Source organism: Shinella sp. SUS2 (genome assembly GCF_001262505.1).
In the GTDB taxonomy this organism is placed as follows: domain Bacteria; phylum Pseudomonadota; class Alphaproteobacteria; order Rhizobiales; family Rhizobiaceae; genus Shinella.
Map to the genome: position 1 here is coordinate 101,847 of NZ_KQ410741.1, position 19,770 is coordinate 121,616.

The window sequence follows — 19,770 nt, forward strand, 5'->3', positions numbered from 1 at the left end:
CGGCAAGCCCATGCCCCGGTGTGCCATACAAGCAAACATGTGAACAGAGGACGGGGCGTAGGGTCGCGTGACGCGGCCTATGAAGACCGCCTCGCAAACTTTAGTGTCGGCTCCTGCCTGGATGCCCTCCGGGCTCGCCATTCGGTTGGGCTCACGCCCGTTACGCGACGGAACTCACGATTGAAGTTCGATTTCGTGAGAAAGCCGGCATCGTAGGTGAGGGTGGTGATGGGAATGTCGGCATTCTCCAGCAGCCGGCAGGCCTCGGCCACACGGAAATCATTTATGAATTGCGACAGGTTGCGCCCGCAAACCCCGTTCACGGCCTGGGACAGCAGACGGGCAGGGATCCCGGCTTTGCGGGCAAGCCTTTGGAGCGTCAGGTTGTGATCGCGATAGAGTTGCTGCTCCTCGATCAGAGCGATGAGCGTCGCGACGACGGCACTATCCGAATCGGGCACCAGCCGCGGTGTCTCGCCCTTTTCAGGAGGTGTCGTGTTTCGTGAGGCAATGGCCGCCCCTATCCCGAGAAGCAGGATAAGCGGGACCGTCGCGGCACTGACAATGATGGCGGCAAATGCGCCCTCGAACCACCGAATGCTTACCGATATCAGGCTGTCCGCGATCGCCGCCAGAAGAAGCGTCGCGGCCATTGCCTGCAGTGCCCGGTGAACCAGAGGAGCCTCCTCGATGCGGGCCAGATCGAGCGCATCCGAACCGCGCCAGGCAAGACGCGCCAGAAGGACGGCATACCACGCGAAGATGACGATCAGGGTCACGTCGAGCCACTGGGGCCTGGCGATCGCGAGCACGCCAATCAGCGCCGTTGGCAAGGCATGAGGCCAAAGGCGGCGGACGTTTTGGCTTTCCTGCCGCGAGACAAAAGCCGCAAAACCGATCCAGGCGAGGGGGCCGACAGCGGAAGCGAACAAGGCCTGAACCGGTAATAGCCGTTCAGTGCTGTAGCCCCATCGTATGCCGATCAAGACAGACAAGGCTGCAAGCAGAATGACGAGAGACCGAAAGGAGCGGTTCGCGGTGGGCTCTCGCAGACTCATTTGCGCCAGAAGGACAAGCAGCAGGAGTGCGGCGACAAACGGCAGCGGGATAAAAAGCATCGGGTCGATCCTGTTTGACGCGAGTATTGACCGGATCGTGATCCAAGACGACCTCGAACATGATCAAGGTCTCGATTGTGCCCGGAGTACACCACGGTGCCCCGCGACATTCCAACCGAGGCAACCTTGATGACCATACCTAGACTTCTGCTTTGGCTTCTCCTCCAGTACCTGCTCTTCGCGTCCTCCCCGACCCTTGCTGGCGTCGGTTTCCAGGAGATGGAAATCCCCGATCCGTCCCGTGGCACGATGCAGATACTTATCTGGTATCCCTCGACGGGCGAGCCACGACTGCAAAAGCTTGCGGCCTATGAGCAACGGATTGCGCAAAGCGGCAGGATTGACGGTGGTCCGTTGCCCCTGGTGGTCATATCGCACGGCACGGGCGGCAGTGCGCATGGTCATCACGACACGGCATGGGCATTGGCCGATGCGGGCTTTGTCGTCGTTGCCTTGACGCATCCCGGTGACAATTATGCTGACACACGCCACTACGCCAGACGCGAGCAACTGACGGAACGGCCTCGGCAGGTCTCCCGTGTGATCGACTACATGCTGGGCGCCTGGCCGGACCGCCGGGCGGTCGATCAGGGCCGGATCGGGATTTTCGGGTTCTCGATGGGAGGATTCACCGCACTCGCCAGCCTCGGGGGACGGCCGGAGACGTCCGGCCTCGTGGCGCAATGCAAGGCAATGCCCCGCAAGGCGGCCTGCCTGGCACTGGGCAGCGCGCAGGACGTCCGCCGGAAATTCGGACAAGCCGCACTTGGCGTCGTGCCCGATCCGCGGCTGAAGGCGGCATTCGTTGCAGCACCGGCCCTGCCGGCCCTGTTCCTGCCGGATGGCCTGCGTGACCTGCACAAGCCGGTGGAGTTGTGGGCGGCAGAACTGGACGAGCTGGTGCCCTTGGATCCCGATATTCTCATCGTCAGGGACGGGCTGCCTGTCCCGCCTGCCCGTCATATCGAACCGGGTGCGGGGCATTATTCGTTCCTGGCGCCGTGCACGGAGGCGCAAAAAGATGCTGCACACGACATCTGCGCCGACGGTCCGGGCTTCGATCGCGCTGCCTTTCACAGGCGCTTGAATGCCGCAGTCGTCGCATTCTTCAGGCGGAACCTCTGACCATTCTGAAACGCATCCGACTGGCACAGGAATTGGCCGAGCGGCGCCATGGCGCTCGCTCGGCAATGGGTGGGGCCTGATCTATGCGGTCTTGAGCTCAACAAAAAATTTGCGCAGCCGCCGCGGCATCACCCACAGGCCGCGGAACTGCTTTTCTATGATGAACAGGTCTCCGGCCTTAAAAGCGTCCTGTTGGCCGCTTTCGTCGACGAGGCTCACCTCGCCTTCGACGATGATGCACAGTTCGTCGAACGGGTAGGGGTCGAAGCGCAGGGTGCCGGACTCGGATTCCCAGATGCCGATCGTCGCCTGCGAAAGCGGTCGGTCGTAGAAGATGTGGGCTTTCTCCTGTGGGTTTCCCTCGAGCACGAGGTCGGGAAAGGACAGGCCGATGTCCTGCATGCCCTTCACGATGTCGCCGTGCTGGTGAAGGCGATGAAAAGATGGTTTGCTCATTGGCGGACTTTTTTCAAGGGTTCCAGGCGCTGACCGGCGGCTTGCGACCGATCCAGGGCATTGCCTGCTCGATTTGACCGGCCAGACGAAAGAGGGTGTCCTCCGCCCCGAAGCGACCGGTAAACATGATGCCGATGGGCAGGCCGCTCGAATCGTGATGAAGCGGGAGCGTCATCGAAGGCAGGCCGGCCGCGTTGGCGAGTGGGGTAAACGGGATAAACGCGAAGTATCGCTCAATGTAGCGGCGCCAGTCGGGATCGTTGGCGGTGATGACCCCATGCTTTATCGGCGGTGCGCCGAGGGTGGGCGTCAGCCACAGGTCGTAGCGCTGGAAGAACGGCGCGACCTGCCGGGCAAGGGAGCCGAAATACTCCAATGTCGCGAGCAGCGTCGTGGCGGGCAGGCTGCGACCGTATTCGCTAAGATTGAAATGGGCGCTTTCGATGATGCTTGCCGATGCCGTACGCCCTGTCGCGGCGGCAAGCTGATCGATGCCGTGGGCCAGATGGATGGCGAGGAGATTTGCGATGTGGCTGGCCAGTTCCTGCCCGCTGTAGTTCGGGGCGTCCTCCTCCACCTCGTGTCCGAGGTCCCGGCAGAGCCGGGCCGCTTTTTGCACCGCCTCGATGCAGGGTGGATCGACCATCGTACCGGCAGGTGAAATGGTGGACACGGCAATTCGCAGCCGCCCGGGCGGTGTCGAGACGTCCTTGAGGTAGGGACCGGTTTTACCGGGTGCGGCATGGCTCGAACCGGGCTCCCATCCATCCGATGCGTCGAGGAGGGCGGCACTGTCACGTACGGTGCGGGCAATCGCATGCTGGACAACAAGCCCGTTCCAGTATTCTCCGTCGACAGGGCCTGTCGGCGTACGGCCGCGTGTCGGCTTGAGGCCGAAGCAGCCGGTGCAGGAGGCCGGTATGCGGATCGAGCCGGCGCCGTCATTGGCATAGGCGACGGGCACCATACCGCTCGCAACGGCCGCGGCCGAACCGCCGGAGGAGCCGCCGCTGGTGTGGCCAAGATCCCAGGGGTTGTTGCAGGCGCCCTTGGCGACGGGCTCGGTGGTCACACTTGCCCCGAATTCCGGCAGGTTTGATTTCGCGGTGATAAGGAGGCCGGCCGCCCGGTAACGCTGGATCAGGGTGGAGTCATAGGGGGCCGTCGTACCCTCGCCGAGCCGGCTGGCAAAATCACAGGGAAAGCCGAAATAGAAGAGGTACTCGTCCTTCAGCGCGATGGGTACGCCTTTGAACGGTCCGTCCGGGAGCCCCAGGCGGATGTCCCTTTCGGCAATGCCGCGCATCGATGCAACGATGGCGTTGATGCGCGGGTTCAGTTTCTCGATCGTGTCCCAGGCCGCGTCCAGCACTTCGCTTGGATGGACCTGCCTGGTCTGAACCAGCTCGGCAAGACCCAGTCCATCGTAGTTGGCGTAGTCAGAAAACAATTGCATTGCCCTCCATTTATTGTATTTCTTATCTGTAAATACAATTTATGCAAGGGCCACGATGTTCACTTCCACCAGCTTTGGCGAGGCCGACGAGCGGGAAATCCGAGACCTGATCGGCCGATACGGATTGGCCACTCTTGTGTCGCACAGTCCTTCGGCGGGCTTGCAGGCGACGGCTCTTCCTGCGCTCTTCGATCCCGACGATCCGTCAGGGCAAACCCTTATCGGCCATATGGCGAGGGCCAATCCCCATTGGCGCAGCATCATGGACGGGGATGCGGTGCTGCTCCTGTTCCGAGGGCCGGACGCCTATGTATCGCCGGGTCACTACCGGGCGGAGGAGGATGTTCCGACCTGGAACTACTCCGCCGTGCAGCTGCGTGGCCATTTGCGCCACGCTCCGGACGCGGCGGAAAATGACCGTGTACTTCTGCGAACCGTCGAGCATTTCGAGGCGCAGCTTGGCCAAGGCTGGCGCCTCGGCGATATCAGTCCCGAAACGGTGAAGATATATTCGAAGGGGACGGCCTCGTTTTCGATTGCCGTAACGTCGATCGAGGCCGCCCACAAGATGAGCCAGGACAAGCGCCGGACCGATGTCGTTGCCGTCATCGAAGGTTTGGCCACCTCCGACGATGAACAGGCCCGCGCCGTGGCAGAAACCATGGAGCGCATAACCTTGCGCCCCGGGCGCCACCGGCCCGATTCGTAGTTGATACAGACCGATTGCCGTGGCCGCCCGGCGGCGCAACGCTTGAAACAGACGGGCAGGTGCGCATAAAACAGCACATGCCCGATGAACCCGATGTTACCGAAACCGCGACCGCACTCGAACTGGATATCGCCGACAGGATTCTCGCCTTCGCCCATGGCTCAAGACTGCCTGTCGGGGCGCATCTGACCGAGGCGGCCTTGTCTGCGGAATTCGGCGTATCGCGCACGCCGGTTCGCGGGGCACTCAACCTCTTGAAGCGCCGCGGCCATGTCGAACGCATCGCCAATCGCGGCTACTTCCTCACCGTCGATGTTTCCAGGATGCAAGCACCGGAAATCAGGCAGGAGCGACAAAGCGACCTCATCTACGAAGGCATGATCGGCGATTATCTCGGAGGCCGGCTGGAGGGGAAGGTGAGCGAAGCCCATCTCCTGCGGCGGTACAATGCCGACCGCCCTGCACTGGTGGAAGCGCTGGCGCGCCTGCAGGCTGAAGGCATCATTCGCGCCAATCCGGGCTATGGCTGGCAGTTCGAGGATCTGCTGCGTACGCTTGGCGCCAGCGACGAGAGCCAGCACTTTCGCCTGATCCTGGAGCCCGCGGGATTGCGGCAACCGACCTTTCGCATTGATCGCAAGCGGCTTCTGGCGTGCAAGAAGGAGCAGACGCATCTCCTGCAAAACCTCAGCGACAGGACACGCCCCTCGGATATCTTTGCCGCCAGCGTGCGCTTTCACGAACTGCTCGCCGAACTCTCGGGCAACCGCTTCATCCTGCAGGCTATCCAGCAGCAAAGCCGCACGCGGCGCCTCGTCGATTATCGCAGCTACCAGGACCTGGAGCGCGTTCGCAGCTTCTATCGGGAGCACGTCGCCATGATCGACCTCGTACTGGAGGGCCGGATGGAAGAGGCTGCGATCCTGATGGAGAAGCACATCCTCGACGTCGTCCATTTCAAGCCTGGCGCTTTCTCCGCCACCACGTCCGGCAATCCGTAAGCCGTCGATCAGACATCCAGGCCACCAACGCGGCGGTCGTCGGGTTTCTTGCGCCCTCGGTATCGGACTCCGCGGAAAATGGTTGTTGTGCCCGCTGAAGATTCCTGAGGAGGTGCAATACAGGCATTGTTTTTTTCAAGATAAAAGTCTGCGAATTGCTCGCATGAAGCCTGAATGACACGTGTCGCCCGCTAGGTCATCGCCTCTGTATGCGGTTGCCCGCGCCGGCGAGGCGCAGGTCTCATTGATTGACACCATAAGATGACCGGTGCTGCGGTGCAGATTGCCGAGAGAAATATATGGACACATCGGCCGTATCGAGTTGCAATGCGCCGCCAGTCGCTGAGCTGGACAACAGGTCCTCCACCTTGCGACATCGTCTATAGAGCGCTTTCTCGTGGCGATATGGTGTCTGCCTGCTGCAGCTGATGTCGCGGGCCGCGAGCGCCGGCAGGCCGAAGACGGGTCAGGCAGTGTCCCGATAGCTTGCGGCTTCGGGTGCAGGTGGGCTGGAGCGGAATCGCGCGCCCTTCAGCCAGAGCTTGAGCGCCTCCCAATGGATGCCGGCGATCACCTTCAGAGTCATGAAAGGAAAACGCAGGAGGCAGCGGGCGAGGTTGGCGTCGGTCAACGGCGCAGCATCCGCGTTGAACGTGGCGGCCAGCACGGGCTCCTTGCCGGCGGTCTCATGGATGCGCACGCGAACCGTTTTGCCCGGCGGCAGGATGCGGAAATGGTAACGCAACCCCATGTCCATGAAGGGCGAGACGTGAAAGATCTTCGTCCGTGTCTGGCGGATGCCGGCAGCGCTCCCTTCCCCCGCAAGTACCGGCGCCACATAGCTGTGCCGCTCGCCGAAGGTGTTGCGCACCGCGTAGATGAGCGCGACCAGCCGATCTTCTTCATCATAGGCGAAGTAGGTCGAGAGCGGGTTGAAAACGTAGCCGAACATGCGCGGATAGGCGAGCAGAAGGATGCGCGCGGCAGGCCTTTCAAGCCCGGCATGCGCCAGCAGACGGTCAGCGAACCGGCGCAGCGTTTCGTCCTCCTCTTCGACATGATCTCGCTCGTGGACCGACAGGATACCGGCCCGGTTGACCGAGAGCAGGCGGGTGAGTTCGGCAAGCTCGCCAAGGCGGTCGATATCCACCAGCAAGGAGAAAACGCTGTAGCTGAAACGGTGGCCAAAGGGATTGAGCCTCTGGTGCATGACCTTCCCGAGATAGAGCGTGCCGGCGGCTGGAGGCGGCGGGCCGTTCTCTGCCATGCTGGTGATGCGGGCTTCCCTCATGCCTTACCCCTTGCCGAAACCCTCACCGCGCCAGCTGCCAGTGGACGTTCCTGCACAACACACCGCCCAGAATGCAGCCGCGCGTAAGAAGGGACCTGTCCGAAACCTGAACGGTAATCGAATAGGTGCGGTCGCGTTTGGCGTCGTAGGCGGTGCCGGCCAGCGTGTCGGGCGATTTGGGCTTAAGCGACATGACCAGGCGGTCGCCGGCTTCCTCTCCCTTGCTGGTATCACGGATCCAAAGATTGGTGGCGCAGATGTTACTGCCACAAGGTGCGATGCGCACGCGCGCGTTCCCGTCGTCCCGTAGCCAGACACCGCTCGGATCGGCGGATTGCTGTGCGTAGGAGGCGGTGGCAGTCGACATCACCGCGGCGTATGCAGCCAGAATGGCTAGCCTCATCGGTCCATCCTCGTCGCTTTTGGTGAAATACGCACCGGCGGGCCGATCGGTTCACTCAAGGTGATCCGTCATGGCGAGAAAATCGTAGAAAATGCCGGGTACATCATCGGAGATATCGGCATGAAAACCGCCATCGCAGCCTATCTGGCAACCGGCATCGCCTTTCTGATCGTCGATGCCATCTGGCTTTCGACGATGGCAGACGTGCTCTATCGGCCGCTTCTGGGCGACAAGCTCGTACCGCAGTTTCATCTGATCCCGGCGATCGCCTTCTACCTGATCTATGTCGCCGGCATTGTGTTCTTCGCCGTCTTGCCGGCTCTCGAGAGCGGTGGCCTCGGCAGGGCTGCGCTGAACGGTGCAGTGCTTGGGCTCGTGGCCTATGCGACCTATGACCTTACCAACCAGGCGACCTTGAAGGACTGGCCGCTTTCCATCACCCTCGCCGACATCCCCTGGGGTGCCTTCGTGACCGCTGTCGGCGCATCAGCGGGCTTTTTTGTCGCCAGCCGCGTCGGTTGATTGTTCGGCCTGCGCCAGGAGGCTGGAGAACATGAGGGCGACGAAAGCGGTAAGTGCGCCTGCGCTGATGACGTTGAGCCGCGCCAGCGCGGCATATTCGGCGGCGTCGTACCGTGCAAGGGGTGGTCCATAAGCGTCGGGTAACCCCAGGAAGACGCCAAAGGCGAGGGCGGTGAGCATCAGGCCTGCCCAGCGTTCGCCCGGGCGGAACAGCAAGAGGGCAAGCACCCCGCAGGGAACAAGAAAGATCTCGACCGCCGATGCTGCGCCGAACAGCCATGTCGAAACCACGGTGTTACCGATACCCGCCAGAGGCAGAAGTCCCCGGCCGGCGACGGTGTTCCATCGGGCGATGGCCGGTACGGCGAGAAAGAACGGTGTCGACAGGAACGTGAACCAGGCGGGGGTGATGTCGGGGCTTACAAGCCAGAAAAGATAGAGCGGATAGAAAGGCTGGTTCGAGGCGACGAGCAGTGCGATCACATTTGCCGCAGCGACACGCGGATCCGGATGGCGGGCGTAAGCCTGTACCGTCTTGATCAGAGCAGGGAACAGGGAGATCATGGCCCCGCGCCGGCGGGTCGGAGGCGGTAGTGACTGACGCCCCATTCTTCGCCGCCGGCATGGCCGAAAAGCCCGGCGGTTGCGAGAAAGAACATCCGCCATCGGCGTATCCAGAGCGCCGCCTCCTGTCCATAAGTCGCATTGAAGATGGTGCGGATGGCCTCTCGGTTGCGGTCGAAATTGTCGAGCCAGTCAAGCGCCGTGCGTTCGTAGTGCTTGCCGTTCCAGCGCCAGTCCCTTTCGACGGTGAAGCTGTCGCTGAACTCCCGCAGCAGACCGTGGCTCGGCATGACGCCGCCTGTGAAGAAATACTGGGCGATCCAGTCCGCCTTGTCGGCGTGGTCGAAGCGGTAGGCGGTTTTGCGATGGGAGAAGACGTGCAGGAAGAGCCGCCCGTCCGGGCGGATCCAGCTGCTTGCCCGCTCGAGAAGCATCTGCCAGTTGGACATATGTTCGAACATCTCCACCGAGACGATCCGGTCAAACCTGCTGCCAGGGGAAAAACTGTTCATGTCGGCGGTGATGACGGTCAGATTTCGCAGGCCGCACCGCTCAGCTTCTCTCTCGATAAAGGCGCGCTGCGACGATGAATTCGACACGCTGACGATACGTGCAGCCGGGTAGCGCTCGGCCAAGAACAGGGAGAGGGAGCCCCAGCCGCAACCGAGCTCCAGAATGTCCTGACCATCCGCAAGGTCTGCATGGGCGCAGGATTCGTCCAGCGCCGCAATCTCGGCCTCCGCAAGCGTGGTGCCGGGTGAGGCATAAAGACAGGAGGAATACTTGCGGCGCGGACCGAGCGTCAGCGAAAAGAACGCCGCCGGAAGCTCGTAGTGCTGGGCGTTCACTTCATCGGTGTGAACGGCAATCGGCCATTCGGTCATTGATCGCGCAAATTCGCGGTCAGTCGGGCCTCCGTCCTGCGCCAGCAGGCGGCGCGTGCGGCTTACAAGTCGGTTGATGCCAAAGCGCACTGCGTGATCGGGCAGTGGCAGGCGCTCGGCGGCAGTGATGGCGGCAACGGCAAGGTTCATGTCATCCTTCCCTTCTTTTGGGGGCCAGGCCAGAAGGCATTGACACGTTCGACATAGGCAGCAAAAGCGACGCCACGCGAGCGCATCATATGTGCCTCAAGCGGCGGAATCCCCGAGACATGGACGAGCAGCCAGTACATGAAGGCGGGCCCCGCAAGTGCCGTCCAGCCCCAGCCCCAGACGCCCGCGGGACCGATGGCGATGACCGCGTAGCCTGCCCATCCAAGCCACTGGAAAAAGTAGTTCGGATGACGCGAAAGGCTCCAGAGGCCATGATCGCAGACCTTTCCCGTGTTTGCAGCTTTACTGCGGAACTGCGCCAGCTGCGTATCGGCGACACCTTCTCCGATCACGGCTATGACGAGAATGGCAATACCGGCAGCATCGCTCCAGTGAAGACCGTTGGCAGGGTTTCGAGCGGCAATGAAAATCGTCGCAGTCAGGAGGAGCGCAGCCGCTGCCTGGACTTGAAGGAACAGGAAGAGGCGCGAACGCCAGCTTTCCTCCCATTGCTCGCGTAAGCTGGCGTAGCGCGGGTCCTCCCCGCCGTGCAGCGTGCGTCGCAGGATATGAATGCCGAGGCGACAGGACCAGACCCCCGCGATGGTTGCGACGAGGAGGCGCCGCCGGTAATCGCCATCCCAGCCGTCGACATGCGTGAGCGCCGCGACCATACTGGCAGCACCGACAAGAAAGGACCAAACCGCGTCGACCCAGCCGGATACCGCACCCTTGACCACGGTGAGCCACACCGCGGTCATTGCGAGGGAGACAGCGGCCGCCAGGAGGATGGAAAGCGCCGCCGCCGTCATGGCTCAGATGCCGAAGAGCGGCTGCAGCATGCGGCCGATGACGTTCTTGAAGCGCATCTTGCCCTCCATGGCGGCAAGGCAAATGCAATAGCCGTCCTTGTCGACAACAGGCTGGTGTTCGGCCTCCTCGTCCATTTCCGCCAGATCTCCGGGGCGAAACGTGCCGAACCGGTCGGAGAACGAGCCTGAGACGATATAGGTCAATTCGGTGCCGACATGTCCGTGATCGGGCAACGCCCGGCCAGGCGCCACCTTGAGCAGAATGAGATTGGCATCCGGATCTTGCGGCACACCGACACGACTCATCTTCATGCCCGGGCCGATCCAGCGCCAGTGCCCGATATCGCAGCCGCGCAAGGCCTCCGGCAAGGGAACGCCCTCTATCTCCACCGGCACCAGAGGCGCCGTGGCGACGGGCGACACGCCCTCCTCTTCGTCGAGCATTGCAAGCACATCGTTCAGTGCCGTTGCCGAAAGCGGCGTGGATTCAGCCGTTTCCAAAAGAGCGCCACCGAGCGCCTCGTATTCGCCGACCCGGGTGCGGCAGACAAGGCAGCTTGCCAGATGCGCTTCGACGACGATGGCGGGGCCTGCAGCAAGCGTGCCGGCGGCATAATGCATCAATGTTTCGTCTTTTGCGTGATGTGTGATGGTCATGTTTGGTCTTCCAGCAGCGCGCGCAAGCGGTTCATGGCCAGACGTGTTCTAGATTTCACGGTCCCCAGGGGAATACCCAGCTCATCGGCGATTTCGGTTTGCGATTTCTCGCCGAAATAGGAGAGACGGATGATCGTCTGCTGTTCCATCGAGAGCGCGGTGAGCGCATGGCGCACCCGCTCGTCCCGTTCCGCCCCGAGCAGGTCGTCCTCGAGCGTTTGCGGCCCACCCTCCGGGTCGGGCGGCAAGATCGAGGGATCCCGCTGCCTGCGCAAGTGATCGATGCGGATGTTGCGTGCGATGGTGAAGACCCATGTCGCGACACCCGCTCGCTCAGGATCGAAATAGGAGGCCTTGCGCCAGACATTCAGCATCGTCTCCTGCACGAGGTCTTCCGCAACGACGGACGAGAGAGACCAGCGAAGAAAGAAGGTCTTAAGCTTCGGCCCGAAATAGCCAAAAAGCAGCGCGAAGGCCTGACGGTCACGGCCGTGAGCGACCTGCCCAACCATCTCGGCGAGAGCATCGGGCGAAGGTGTGTCTTGTGCTTCCTTTGACCTCACGACGGCAAGCCGCCGGCCTGTCGGCACGCTTGGTTTGTGCTCAATCTCGATAGGGCTTGAAGCTTCATTCATGCCTCCTTCTACGCGGCGTTCTCCGAGACGGATCACATGTATCGAAATAGGCCGTCCAAAGTGATCCGCCAGAGGCCCGCGCCCGTAAAGGGTACTAATTGCTTCCTGTGATTTCGAGTGCCGCAAAAGGATCGATATGCGCCATTTTCCCACATCGGACCGGCCCCTGAAAATCGCCGTCGTCGGCACGGGTATCGCCGGCCTTTCGGCTGGATGGCTTCTAGCACAACGTCATGACGTGACCGTTTTCGAGGCGGACAACCGCATCGGGGGGCATTCTCACACCGTGCAAGCGGGCGGCGCTCCTGTCGATACGGGATTTATTGTCTATAACGAGGCGACCTATCCCAACCTGACAGCGTTGTTTGCACATCTCGGCGTCCCGACCAAGGCGTCGGACATGTCCTTTTCCGTTTCGATGGATGACGGTCAGCTGGAATATGCGGCAACAAACCTTGCAGGTCTGTTTGCCCAGCGCAGCAATCTCGCAAGCCCGCGTTTCTGGTCGATGCTGCGCGACCTCGTGCGCTTTTATCGACATGCACCGAGCGGCGTGAGAAATCTTGATCCAGCCGCAAGTCTCAACGACTATCTCGACAGCGCGGGTTTCGGCCGGGCGTTTCGGGAAGATCACCTTTATCCCATGGCGGCGGCAATCTGGTCGACGCCGGCCCTCGAGATCGGCAATTATCCGGCGCTTTCCTTCGTGCGCTTCTGTGAAAACCACGGTCTTCTGAAATTCGTGCGCCGGCCGGTCTGGCGCACGGTGGATGGCGGTAGCCGCGCCTATCTCGAGCGGCTGACCACGCCCTTGCGCGAGCGTATCCGTGTCAATGCGCCGGTCAAATCGATCCGTCGTGTAAACGGTGCCGTGGAAATTTCCGTGCTGGGGGCGGAGCCCGAATGGTTTGATCACGTCGTTATTGGCGCTCATGCCGATCAGGCGCTTGGCATGCTTGCCGACCGATCGAAAAAGGAGGCCGCGCTCTTGAGCGTTTTTTCCTATGGCGACAATGAAACGGTCCTGCACAGGGATGAACGCCTGATGCCAAACCGGCGGCGCGTATGGGCGAGCTGGAACTATCTGGCGCGGTCCGGGCGCGACGGCACAGCACCCCGCAAACCTTGCGTGACCTACTGGATGAACCGATTGCAGGGGATCGAGGATCCGCGTCCGTTCTTCGTGACGCTGAGCCCGCTGCACGCCGTGGCGGAAGACAAAGTCATTTGGCGTGGAGTGTACCAGCATCCCTTGTTCAATGCCGAAACGCTTGCGGCACAGAAGCAACTCTGGTCACTTCAGGGTGAAGACAATACCTGGTTCTGCGGCTCCTACTTCGGCTCCGGCTTTCATGAGGATGCAATACAGGCTGGGCTTGCGGTTGCTGAGAGCCTTGGCGGTATGGCCAGGCCATGGTCCGTCGAAGGGGAATCGGATCGCATTTTCCGGACCTTGCAGTCTGCCTAGCGCTCGTGTTCCGTTCGCAGTCGCTCCTTGTTTCAAGCAGAGGAGAAAGGCTGCCGCGGATAAGGCAGACCGATCCACTATGTCCCGAAACCTCAAAACTCGGCTTCGCCAAGCCCAGGTTCATACATCGAAATCAGGCGACCATTCGCTCCAGCGCTTCTGCCACCGCATTGGTCGTGCGTTCGATATGGCTGCGGATAACATCTATGGCACGGGCTGTATCCCGGTCGAGCGCAGCATCGAGGAGGGCACGGTGCTCCAGATGGATGTCGCGTGTGAACACCGTCTTGATGCGTGAAAGACGCCGATACCGTTCGTGGTGGCGGAACATCATTTCGCGCATGCGCAGCACCCAGGTCGAGGGACAGGCTGCCACCAGCGCTTCGTGAAAGTCGTTGTTCAGTCGCTCCCAGTCCTTCAGGCGGTCTGCACCCTGATTGTCGGAAAGTTCGATCCGTTCGAGGCGGTGGTAGGTGGTAATGACCTTCTCCTCCCACAGCCGGTCCCCCTTGGGAATGGACTGGGAGAGGGCGTCCGCCTCGAAGATCTTGCGCAGGTGCCCGATTTCCCGCGCATCCGATACGGACATCGGCGCGACGACGAAACCGCGCTGGCCAAGCAGGGTCACCAGATACTCCCCGGAAAGACGCGCAAGCGCCTCACGCAGCGGCCCCGCGCCGATATCATAGCGGTCCCGCAGGACATCAATCTTCAGCTTCATGTCCGGCGCAAGCGCGCCCGACACGATGTCTTCCCGCATGAGCCTGTATGCCTTTTCCGCCTGGGTCTTTTCGTCCCCGGTTTCCAGAACGTCCTGCTGCGTTTTCGACAAAGATGCGAGCTCCCCTTTTTTGATTTTCGATATTTATTCCATTTTCTAAAAAACATCAATTTAGAAATTGACTTTCAAATAATATCGATATTTTATCCGTCGCGGGAGGAATATCGATGCTATCGTCACAAAACAATCCATCCGTCAACCATCTCGAGGCGCAGCCAAAGGCCTTCGGCGCCGGCATGCTCATGGTTGCCAGCCGTAAAATCGCTGCCTGTGAAGCATGGTTGGCGGGCGCGTTGATCTTCCTGATCTTCCTGCTGCTGCTCGCCAATGTCGTTTGCCGGACCCTCGGTCTACCCCTTATCTGGGCAGACGAGCTGGCGGTGCTGCTGATGGCCTGGGTCGCCTTTGTCGGCGCGTCCATGGGGCTGGCCCACCGCCAGCATATCGCGGTGACGCTGCTTGCCGATGCAATGCCAGCTGCCGCACGCCGACGCCTCGCGCTTCTGGTCGATGGCCTGCTGCTCGTCTTTCTTGCGGTGCTGATCGTCCAGTTGTGGAACTGGTTCGATCCGATCGGCCTTTGGCGCGCTGGATCAGTCGATGCCTTCTCCTCCTCCGCTTTCAATTTCATCTACCAGGAGCCCACAATTACGCTTGGCGTTCCGAAATTCTGGTTCTGGCTGGTTCTCCCGATCTTCTGCCTGACTTCGGTTCTGCACGTCGTCGCATCGCTTCTGGCCCGCTACAACGCTCCGGCGGAGACCGCACAATGATTGCTACTGCTTCCTTTGTCGGCCTGATCGCCGTCGGCATGCCAATCGCTTTCGCGCTGGCCGCACTTGCGATGATCTATATCTTCACCAGTGGCAACACCGTGCTCCTCCAGTCCTATGGCCAGCAGATGTTCGGCGGCCTGGAGAACTACGGGTTGCTTGCACTTCCGCTTTTCATCCTGCTCGGCGAGTTCATGAATGCCGGCGGCATCGGCCGGCGCCTGATGGGGCTGGCACTTGCGCTGCTTCGTCCGCTGCGTGGCGGCCTTGCCTATGTCAATCTCGTCGCGAACATGATGATGGCCTCCATCCTCGGTTCCACTGTCGCGCAAATCACCATCATGTCGCGCCTCGCGGTCCCGGAAATGGAGCGCAATGGGTACCCGCGGGATGTGTCGATGGCGATCACGGCGGCCGGCGGCCTGCTTGCGCCGATCATCCCGCCCTCCATGCTCTTCATCATCTTCGGCGTCATTGCGCAGATCCCGATCGGCGACCTGTTCATCGCAGGCATCGTGCCCGGCTTCCTTATCTTCTTTGCCTTCATCGCCGTCATAGCGTGGCTTGGTCACCGGCATCGGTTCCCGATGACGCCACCCATGCCGATGAGGGCCCGTCTTGCCGCGGTGAAGGACGCGCTTCCGGCCGCGCTGATCCCGATCATCATCGTGGGTTCGATCCTGGGGGGTATCGCAACGCCGACGGAATCGGCCGCCGTTGCCAGCCTCGCGGCAATTGCCATCGGCATGTTCGTCTATCGCGAGCTCGACGCCAAAGACATCCTGCCTGCCTTCGCCAATGCCGCGAAAGGGGCGGCGAGCGTTCTCTTCCTCATCGCCGCCGCACAGGTCTTCAGCTGGGTCATCACCTTTGAAAACCTGCCGGCGATGGTCGCCGAATCCATGCAGACGATGACCTCCTCGCCGACGATCTTCCTCCTGCTGCTCTGCGCCCTGCTTCTGGTGGTCGGCATGATCACGGATCCCATTCCGGCGATCATCCTGATCGTGCCCGTCTTCCTGCCGGTCGCGACCAATGTCTATGGCATCGACCCGTTCCATTTCGGCATCATCGTCTGCCTCAACCTGACGCTGGGTCTCCTGACACCTCCGGTGGGAACCGGACTGTTCGTCGCCTCGCTGATGGGCAATGTGCGGGCGGAGCGCCTTTCCGTTCTCCTTCTGCCGTTCTTCGCCGCAGTGCTCGTCGTTCTCGCTCTTCTGGTGTTTTTCCCGGTGCTCTCCATCGGCCTGAAGGAGCTGCTGTGATGGCGAATGTCTGGATCCTGGGCGGCGGCCTCATCGGCTGCGGATGGGCAGTCGCCTTTGCGGGGGCAGGCCACAAGACCGTGGTGATCGATCCCGATCCGGCGACTGAAGATCGTCTCGCGGCCACCTGGAGCACGGGCCGACCCGTTGTGGAACGGCTCGGGCAGCTCTCTCCTGCCGCCGTACCTCCACGATGGAGCACAACGGCCGCAACGGCGGGGGCGAAACCGGAGCTGTTGCAGGAATGCCTACCGGAGCGGATGGCGTTGAAGATTGAAGCCCTGCAAGCACTCGAACCCTTTTTGCACCCCGATACGATCATCGCCTCTTCATCGTCCGGGCTCGATCCGGACCAGATGGCCGAAGGATTGGCCCGGCCGGAGCGCTTGCTGATCGCCCATCCCTGCAATCCCCCCTACCTGATGCCGGTGGTGGAGCTTTGCGGTGGTTTGGAAACTTCTGCGACCACGATCGAATGGGCCCAGCGATTCTATGAAGCGATGGGCAAGACGGTGTTGAAACTGTCGCGGCCGATGCCCGGCCACCTCGTCAATCGCCTGCAGACGGCCCTGTGGCGGGAGGCAGTTTACCTCGCGCGCGAGGGCGTTGCGAGCGTCGGCGATATCGAACGGGCGGTGACGGCCGGGCTTGCACCGCGCTGGTGCTTCGTCGGTCCGACCGGGGTTTTTCATCTCGCGGGCGCCGAAGGCGGCATTGCGCGGTGCATCGACCAGCTCGGTCCGCAGATCGAGCGCTGGTGGGAAAGCCTCGGGGCCCCTGCGCTGGACGAGAAGGCACGCCGTCTGCTCGCAAGCGGCATGGAAGCGCACGACCCACGGCCGGTGGAGGCGATTGCCGCTGACCGCGACGACAAGCTGGCCAGCCTGATGACATTTCTGGCGGAGGAAGCCGCCGGTTCCAAACACATCCAAACGGGAGGAAACAACGGATGAAAGCAGCAAAATTCCTGGCCGCGGTGGCAACCATCGTGGCGGGCCTTCATTCAGCGCCGGCCCTCGCCGAGCAATACCGGCTCGGCCTGATCACGCCGCCGCCGCATCAATGGAGCAAGAGCGCTGAAAGCCTTGCAAAGAAGATCAAGGATGCGACCGAAGGGCGTGTCGACATCTCGATCTTTCCGTCCGGCCAGCTCGGCAGCGAGGCACAGATGCTGCAGCAGCTGCAGACTGGTGCCATCGACTTCGCCTTCCTGACGCTCGGCGAATTTGCCAATCGGGATCCGAACTATGGTGTCTTCCTGGCGCCCTATATCGTCAAGGATGCCGCCGGCGCGCAGAAGCTGCTGAAGGGAAAAGTGGCGGAAAAGCTCGTCGCCGGCCTCGACAAATTCGCTCTCAAGGGCTTCGGCTGGGGCATGGCCGGCATGCGCGAGATCGTCATGCGCGGCAAGATCGCTTCGGCCGCCGACCTCTCCGGCAAGAAGGTACGTACGGTGCCTTTTGCGCAGGAGCTGTTCTTCTGGCAGCAGCTGGGCGCCGCCCCCACGCCGATGCCGCTGCCCGCGCTCTATGACGCCTTTGCCAACGGTCAGGTCGATGGCATGCAGATCGACTTCGAAGGCACCTGGAACTCGAAATATTACGAGCATGCGGGTACAATCCTTGCGTCCAACCACATGATGTTCCCGATGATCGCGGTCGGTTCGGCGCGCAAATGGCAGGGCATTTCCGAAGCGGATCGCGCGGTGGTGGAAAAGCTGATGGCGGAAGAACTCGACGCAGTCGTCGGCGCCTATTCCTCCATCGACAATGACTATCTCGAAAAACTCAAGTCGACGGATGTACCCGTCGTGGTTGCGGACCGGGCGTTTTTCAGTGCAGCAGTCGATGCCTGGTACGCCGAATGGCGCAAGAAGACGCCACTTCTGATCGAATTGGAAGCAGAAGCCGGCGCGCTTTGAGCGCTACCGGCATTGACGGAAGGGTGCGTCATCCGGCGCACCCTTGAGGAGATGAAAATGACTGCAATCTACCGAGACCTTCGATACCTGCGCCTGCCGGTGCCCGATCTTGCTGCCGCCGCTGCCTTTGCCACGGAGATCTTTGGCCTTCAGGCGGGTGACCGCGACGAGGATCATGCCCGCTTTCGATCCGATGCGCGAAACTACGCGCTTTGCTACAGCAAGACGGGCGACACCGCGGTCGCTCTGACGGTCGCGCGGGCGGAAGACCTCGATACGGCTGAAAGCCGCCTGGCGAAGTGGTCTCCCGTCCGTCTCGACACAGATGCATGCAGGATCCGCCAGATCAAGAAGGGCATCGCGGTCAAGGCACCGAACGGTGTAACGGTGGAGCTCGTCTGGCGGCCGCTGACGTCGGGCTGGCGCTATCATGGGCCGCGCGATGCAGGCATTACCGGGTTCCAGGCAGTACAGCTCGCCTGCACCGATATCTCCGCCAATGAGGATTTCTGGACGCGCGGCGTCGGGCTGGAGGTTTCCGACTGGATCGGCGATGCAACTTTCCTCCGCCTCGATGAGGCGCATCACCGTGTGGCTCTCTATCCTTCCGAGCGCGATGGGGTGCTGGGGGCGAGCTGGTCCGTCGAGGGTGTCAACAACGTGATGCAGGGCTGGTATTTCCTGCAATCGCGCCAGGTTCCTGTCGTTCACGGACCGGGGCGTCACGCCGCGTCCGAAGCGGTTTTCGTCACGGCCAAGGGGCCGGGCGACATCTACTATTCCTATGCAGCCGATACCAAGACCGGCCCCCAGATCGCCATCCGGGGTCCACGCCAGTTTTCCGACACCGCCCGGTCGCATTGCACCTGGGGTTCGCCCTGCCTCGCGCCGGAATTCCTTGGAGGAGAAGAACGATGATCGAGCTCAAAGACGTTGTCTACTGCCGCTTGGGCACGACCGACCTTGCCGGCGCGGAATGGTTCGCAGTGAACATCCTCGGCCTCGAGGTCTCGGAGCGCCGCCGGGATGCGACCTATTTCAAATCGGATGCTCGCGAGCACACGCTGTGCTACTTCGAGGGCGATCCACAGGATCAGGTAACGGCCTTCGAGATCGGTTCTTCCGACGATCTTCAGCGCGCCGCCGCCACGCTCGAAGGTCTCGGCCATCGCGTGCACTACGGCTCGGCACAGGAATGCGACGCACGCCATGTTCGCGAGTTCATCCGGTTCAACGATCCGACCGGCAACGGCATCGAATTCGTCGTGCGCCCCGAAATGTCGGGCAAGCGCTACCATGGTACCCGCGATGCCGGCATTACCGGTTTTTCCCATGTGGGCCTCTGCACGACGGATGCCGAGCGTGACGAGTCCTTCTGGACGCAAGTCTGCAACGCCCGCGTTTCCGATCGGATAGGCGATGCGCCACTGATGCGGCTCGGCACGATCCACCATTCGATCGCGCTGTTTCCTTTTCACAAGGCCGGGATCCAGCACATCAACCACCAGGTTGAAAGCACAGACGATATCCAGCGTTCCTTCAGCCACGTGCGGGACAATCAGGTCAACATCACCTTCGGGCCGGGCCGGCATCCGACCTCCTCGGCCCAGTTCCTCTACTTCACCGGGCCCGAGGGCATGACGTTCGAATATTCGACGGGCGTTTGCGAGATCCACGACGAGCCGCTGTGGCGCGACCGGCAATTCCACTTCGAACCCAAGGGCTTCTGCCACTGGGGGGCGAAGCCGAACATCGCCGCCTTCAAGGACTGACGGC

The 19,770-nt window shown here is 61.7% G+C and carries 22 protein-coding genes and 1 pseudogene; 11 read left to right on the plus strand and 12 right to left on the minus strand.

Annotated features, from left to right (window positions below):
• Positions 1-77: 77 nt before the first annotated feature.
• Positions 78-1,118 carry a helix-turn-helix domain-containing protein gene (locus AKG11_RS25950; RefSeq protein ID WP_050746011.1) on the minus strand — a complete coding sequence of 347 codons (1,041 nt, stop codon included), beginning with the start codon at positions 1,116-1,118 and terminating at the stop codon, positions 78-80.
• A gap of 96 nt (positions 1,119-1,214) precedes the next feature.
• On the opposite strand from AKG11_RS25950, the gene AKG11_RS25955 reads away from it, so the two are divergent.
• Positions 1,215-2,243: an alpha/beta hydrolase family protein gene (locus AKG11_RS25955; RefSeq protein WP_156334138.1), complete on the plus strand. Its 1,029-nt coding sequence runs from the start codon at positions 1,215-1,217 to the stop codon at positions 2,241-2,243.
• Positions 2,244-2,324: 81 nt separating this feature from the next.
• Here AKG11_RS25955 and AKG11_RS25960 read toward each other — a convergent pair whose 3' ends face one another.
• On the minus strand, positions 2,325-2,699 hold the full coding sequence (locus tag AKG11_RS25960; RefSeq protein WP_050746013.1) for a cupin domain-containing protein: 375 nt from the start codon (positions 2,697-2,699) through the stop codon (positions 2,325-2,327).
• A 13-nt stretch (positions 2,700-2,712) separates the two neighbouring features.
• The gene (locus AKG11_RS25965) at positions 2,713-4,155 is read right to left on the minus strand and encodes an amidase (RefSeq protein ID WP_050746014.1); all 1,443 of its coding nucleotides are present in this window, start codon (positions 4,153-4,155) and stop codon (positions 2,713-2,715) included.
• A gap of 55 nt (positions 4,156-4,210) precedes the next feature.
• On the opposite strand from AKG11_RS25965, the gene AKG11_RS25970 reads away from it, so the two are divergent.
• Together AKG11_RS25970 and AKG11_RS25975 are read left to right on the plus strand one after the other, a co-directional pair.
• On the plus strand, positions 4,211-4,864 hold the full coding sequence (locus AKG11_RS25970; protein WP_050746015.1) for an FMN-binding negative transcriptional regulator: 654 nt from the start codon (positions 4,211-4,213) through the stop codon (positions 4,862-4,864).
• Between the two features lie 77 nt (positions 4,865-4,941).
• Positions 4,942-5,865, plus strand: a complete 924-nt coding sequence (locus AKG11_RS25975; RefSeq protein ID WP_050746016.1) for a GntR family transcriptional regulator — start codon at positions 4,942-4,944, stop codon at positions 5,863-5,865.
• A 254-nt stretch (positions 5,866-6,119) separates the two neighbouring features.
• Here the strand turns inward: AKG11_RS25975 and AKG11_RS35865 are convergent.
• The 3 genes and pseudogenes from AKG11_RS35865 to AKG11_RS25985 form a co-directional block, all read right to left on the minus strand.
• Positions 6,120-6,212, minus strand: a pseudogene (locus tag AKG11_RS35865) (IS5/IS1182 family transposase); the annotation flags it as partial.
• Positions 6,213-6,331: 119 nt separating this feature from the next.
• The gene (locus AKG11_RS25980; protein WP_050746017.1) at positions 6,332-7,156 is read right to left on the minus strand and encodes a DUF1365 domain-containing protein; all 825 of its coding nucleotides are present in this window, start codon (positions 7,154-7,156) and stop codon (positions 6,332-6,334) included.
• Between the two features lie 22 nt (positions 7,157-7,178).
• Entirely contained in the window at positions 7,179-7,559 is a 381-nt protein-coding gene (locus tag AKG11_RS25985; protein WP_050746018.1) for a DUF2147 domain-containing protein, read from the minus strand.
• A gap of 120 nt (positions 7,560-7,679) precedes the next feature.
• Here AKG11_RS25985 and AKG11_RS25990 point away from each other — a divergent pair, with 120 nt between their 5' ends.
• Complete coding sequence (locus tag AKG11_RS25990; RefSeq protein WP_050746054.1) at positions 7,680-8,081, plus strand: DUF2177 family protein; 402 nt, start codon at positions 7,680-7,682, stop codon at positions 8,079-8,081.
• On the opposite strand, the gene AKG11_RS25995 is transcribed toward AKG11_RS25990, so the two are convergent.
• From AKG11_RS25995 to AKG11_RS26015, 5 genes are read right to left on the minus strand one after another with little or no spacing between them, the layout of a single operon-like run.
• Complete coding sequence (locus tag AKG11_RS25995; protein WP_050746019.1) at positions 8,046-8,645, minus strand: hypothetical protein; 600 nt, start codon at positions 8,643-8,645, stop codon at positions 8,046-8,048. The two genes, AKG11_RS25990 and AKG11_RS25995, sit on opposite strands and share 36 nt — an antisense overlap.
• A complete protein-coding gene (locus AKG11_RS26000; RefSeq protein ID WP_050746020.1) occupies positions 8,642-9,679 on the minus strand; it encodes an SAM-dependent methyltransferase in 1,038 nt (345 codons plus the stop codon). Before AKG11_RS26000 ends, AKG11_RS25995 begins: the two co-directional genes overlap by 4 nt.
• Entirely contained in the window at positions 9,676-10,491 is an 816-nt protein-coding gene (locus AKG11_RS26005) for a DUF1295 domain-containing protein (protein WP_050746021.1), read from the minus strand. The genes AKG11_RS26000 and AKG11_RS26005 overlap by 4 nt, the downstream gene beginning before the upstream one ends.
• 3 nt (positions 10,492-10,494) lie before the next feature.
• Positions 10,495-11,148, minus strand: a complete 654-nt coding sequence (locus tag AKG11_RS26010; protein ID WP_050746022.1) for a ChrR family anti-sigma-E factor — start codon at positions 11,146-11,148, stop codon at positions 10,495-10,497.
• Positions 11,145-11,819, minus strand: a complete 675-nt coding sequence (locus AKG11_RS26015) for a sigma-70 family RNA polymerase sigma factor (RefSeq protein ID WP_245290210.1) — start codon at positions 11,817-11,819, stop codon at positions 11,145-11,147. The genes AKG11_RS26010 and AKG11_RS26015 overlap by 4 nt, the downstream gene beginning before the upstream one ends.
• 100 nt (positions 11,820-11,919) lie before the next feature.
• Between AKG11_RS26015 and AKG11_RS26020 the strand changes: the two genes are divergently transcribed.
• A complete protein-coding gene (locus AKG11_RS26020) occupies positions 11,920-13,251 on the plus strand; it encodes an NAD(P)/FAD-dependent oxidoreductase (RefSeq protein WP_082342661.1) in 1,332 nt (443 codons plus the stop codon).
• A gap of 133 nt (positions 13,252-13,384) precedes the next feature.
• Here AKG11_RS26020 and AKG11_RS26025 read toward each other — a convergent pair whose 3' ends face one another.
• A complete protein-coding gene (locus AKG11_RS26025; RefSeq protein WP_050746025.1) occupies positions 13,385-14,083 on the minus strand; it encodes an FCD domain-containing protein in 699 nt (232 codons plus the stop codon).
• Between the two features lie 116 nt (positions 14,084-14,199).
• On the opposite strand from AKG11_RS26025, the gene AKG11_RS26030 reads away from it, so the two are divergent.
• From AKG11_RS26030 to AKG11_RS26055, 6 genes are read left to right on the plus strand one after another with little or no spacing between them, the layout of a single operon-like run.
• Positions 14,200-14,805, plus strand: coding sequence for a TRAP transporter small permease (locus tag AKG11_RS26030; protein WP_245290209.1), 606 nt, complete (start codon positions 14,200-14,202; stop codon positions 14,803-14,805).
• Positions 14,802-16,073 carry a TRAP transporter large permease gene (locus AKG11_RS26035; protein WP_050746026.1) on the plus strand — a complete coding sequence of 424 codons (1,272 nt, stop codon included), beginning with the start codon at positions 14,802-14,804 and terminating at the stop codon, positions 16,071-16,073. Before AKG11_RS26030 ends, AKG11_RS26035 begins: the two co-directional genes overlap by 4 nt.
• The gene (locus AKG11_RS26040) at positions 16,073-17,026 is read left to right on the plus strand and encodes a 3-hydroxyacyl-CoA dehydrogenase NAD-binding domain-containing protein (RefSeq protein WP_050746027.1); all 954 of its coding nucleotides are present in this window, start codon (positions 16,073-16,075) and stop codon (positions 17,024-17,026) included. The genes AKG11_RS26035 and AKG11_RS26040 overlap by 1 nt, the downstream gene beginning before the upstream one ends.
• Entirely contained in the window at positions 17,023-17,994 is a 972-nt protein-coding gene (locus tag AKG11_RS26045) for a TRAP transporter substrate-binding protein (protein ID WP_050746028.1), read from the plus strand. The genes AKG11_RS26040 and AKG11_RS26045 overlap by 4 nt, the downstream gene beginning before the upstream one ends.
• A 57-nt stretch (positions 17,995-18,051) precedes the next feature.
• Positions 18,052-18,912 carry a VOC family protein gene (locus AKG11_RS26050; protein ID WP_050746056.1) on the plus strand — a complete coding sequence of 287 codons (861 nt, stop codon included), beginning with the start codon at positions 18,052-18,054 and terminating at the stop codon, positions 18,910-18,912.
• On the plus strand, positions 18,909-19,766 hold the full coding sequence (locus AKG11_RS26055) for a VOC family protein (protein WP_023513510.1): 858 nt from the start codon (positions 18,909-18,911) through the stop codon (positions 19,764-19,766). Before AKG11_RS26050 ends, AKG11_RS26055 begins: the two co-directional genes overlap by 4 nt.
• Positions 19,767-19,770: the final 4 nt, after the last annotated feature.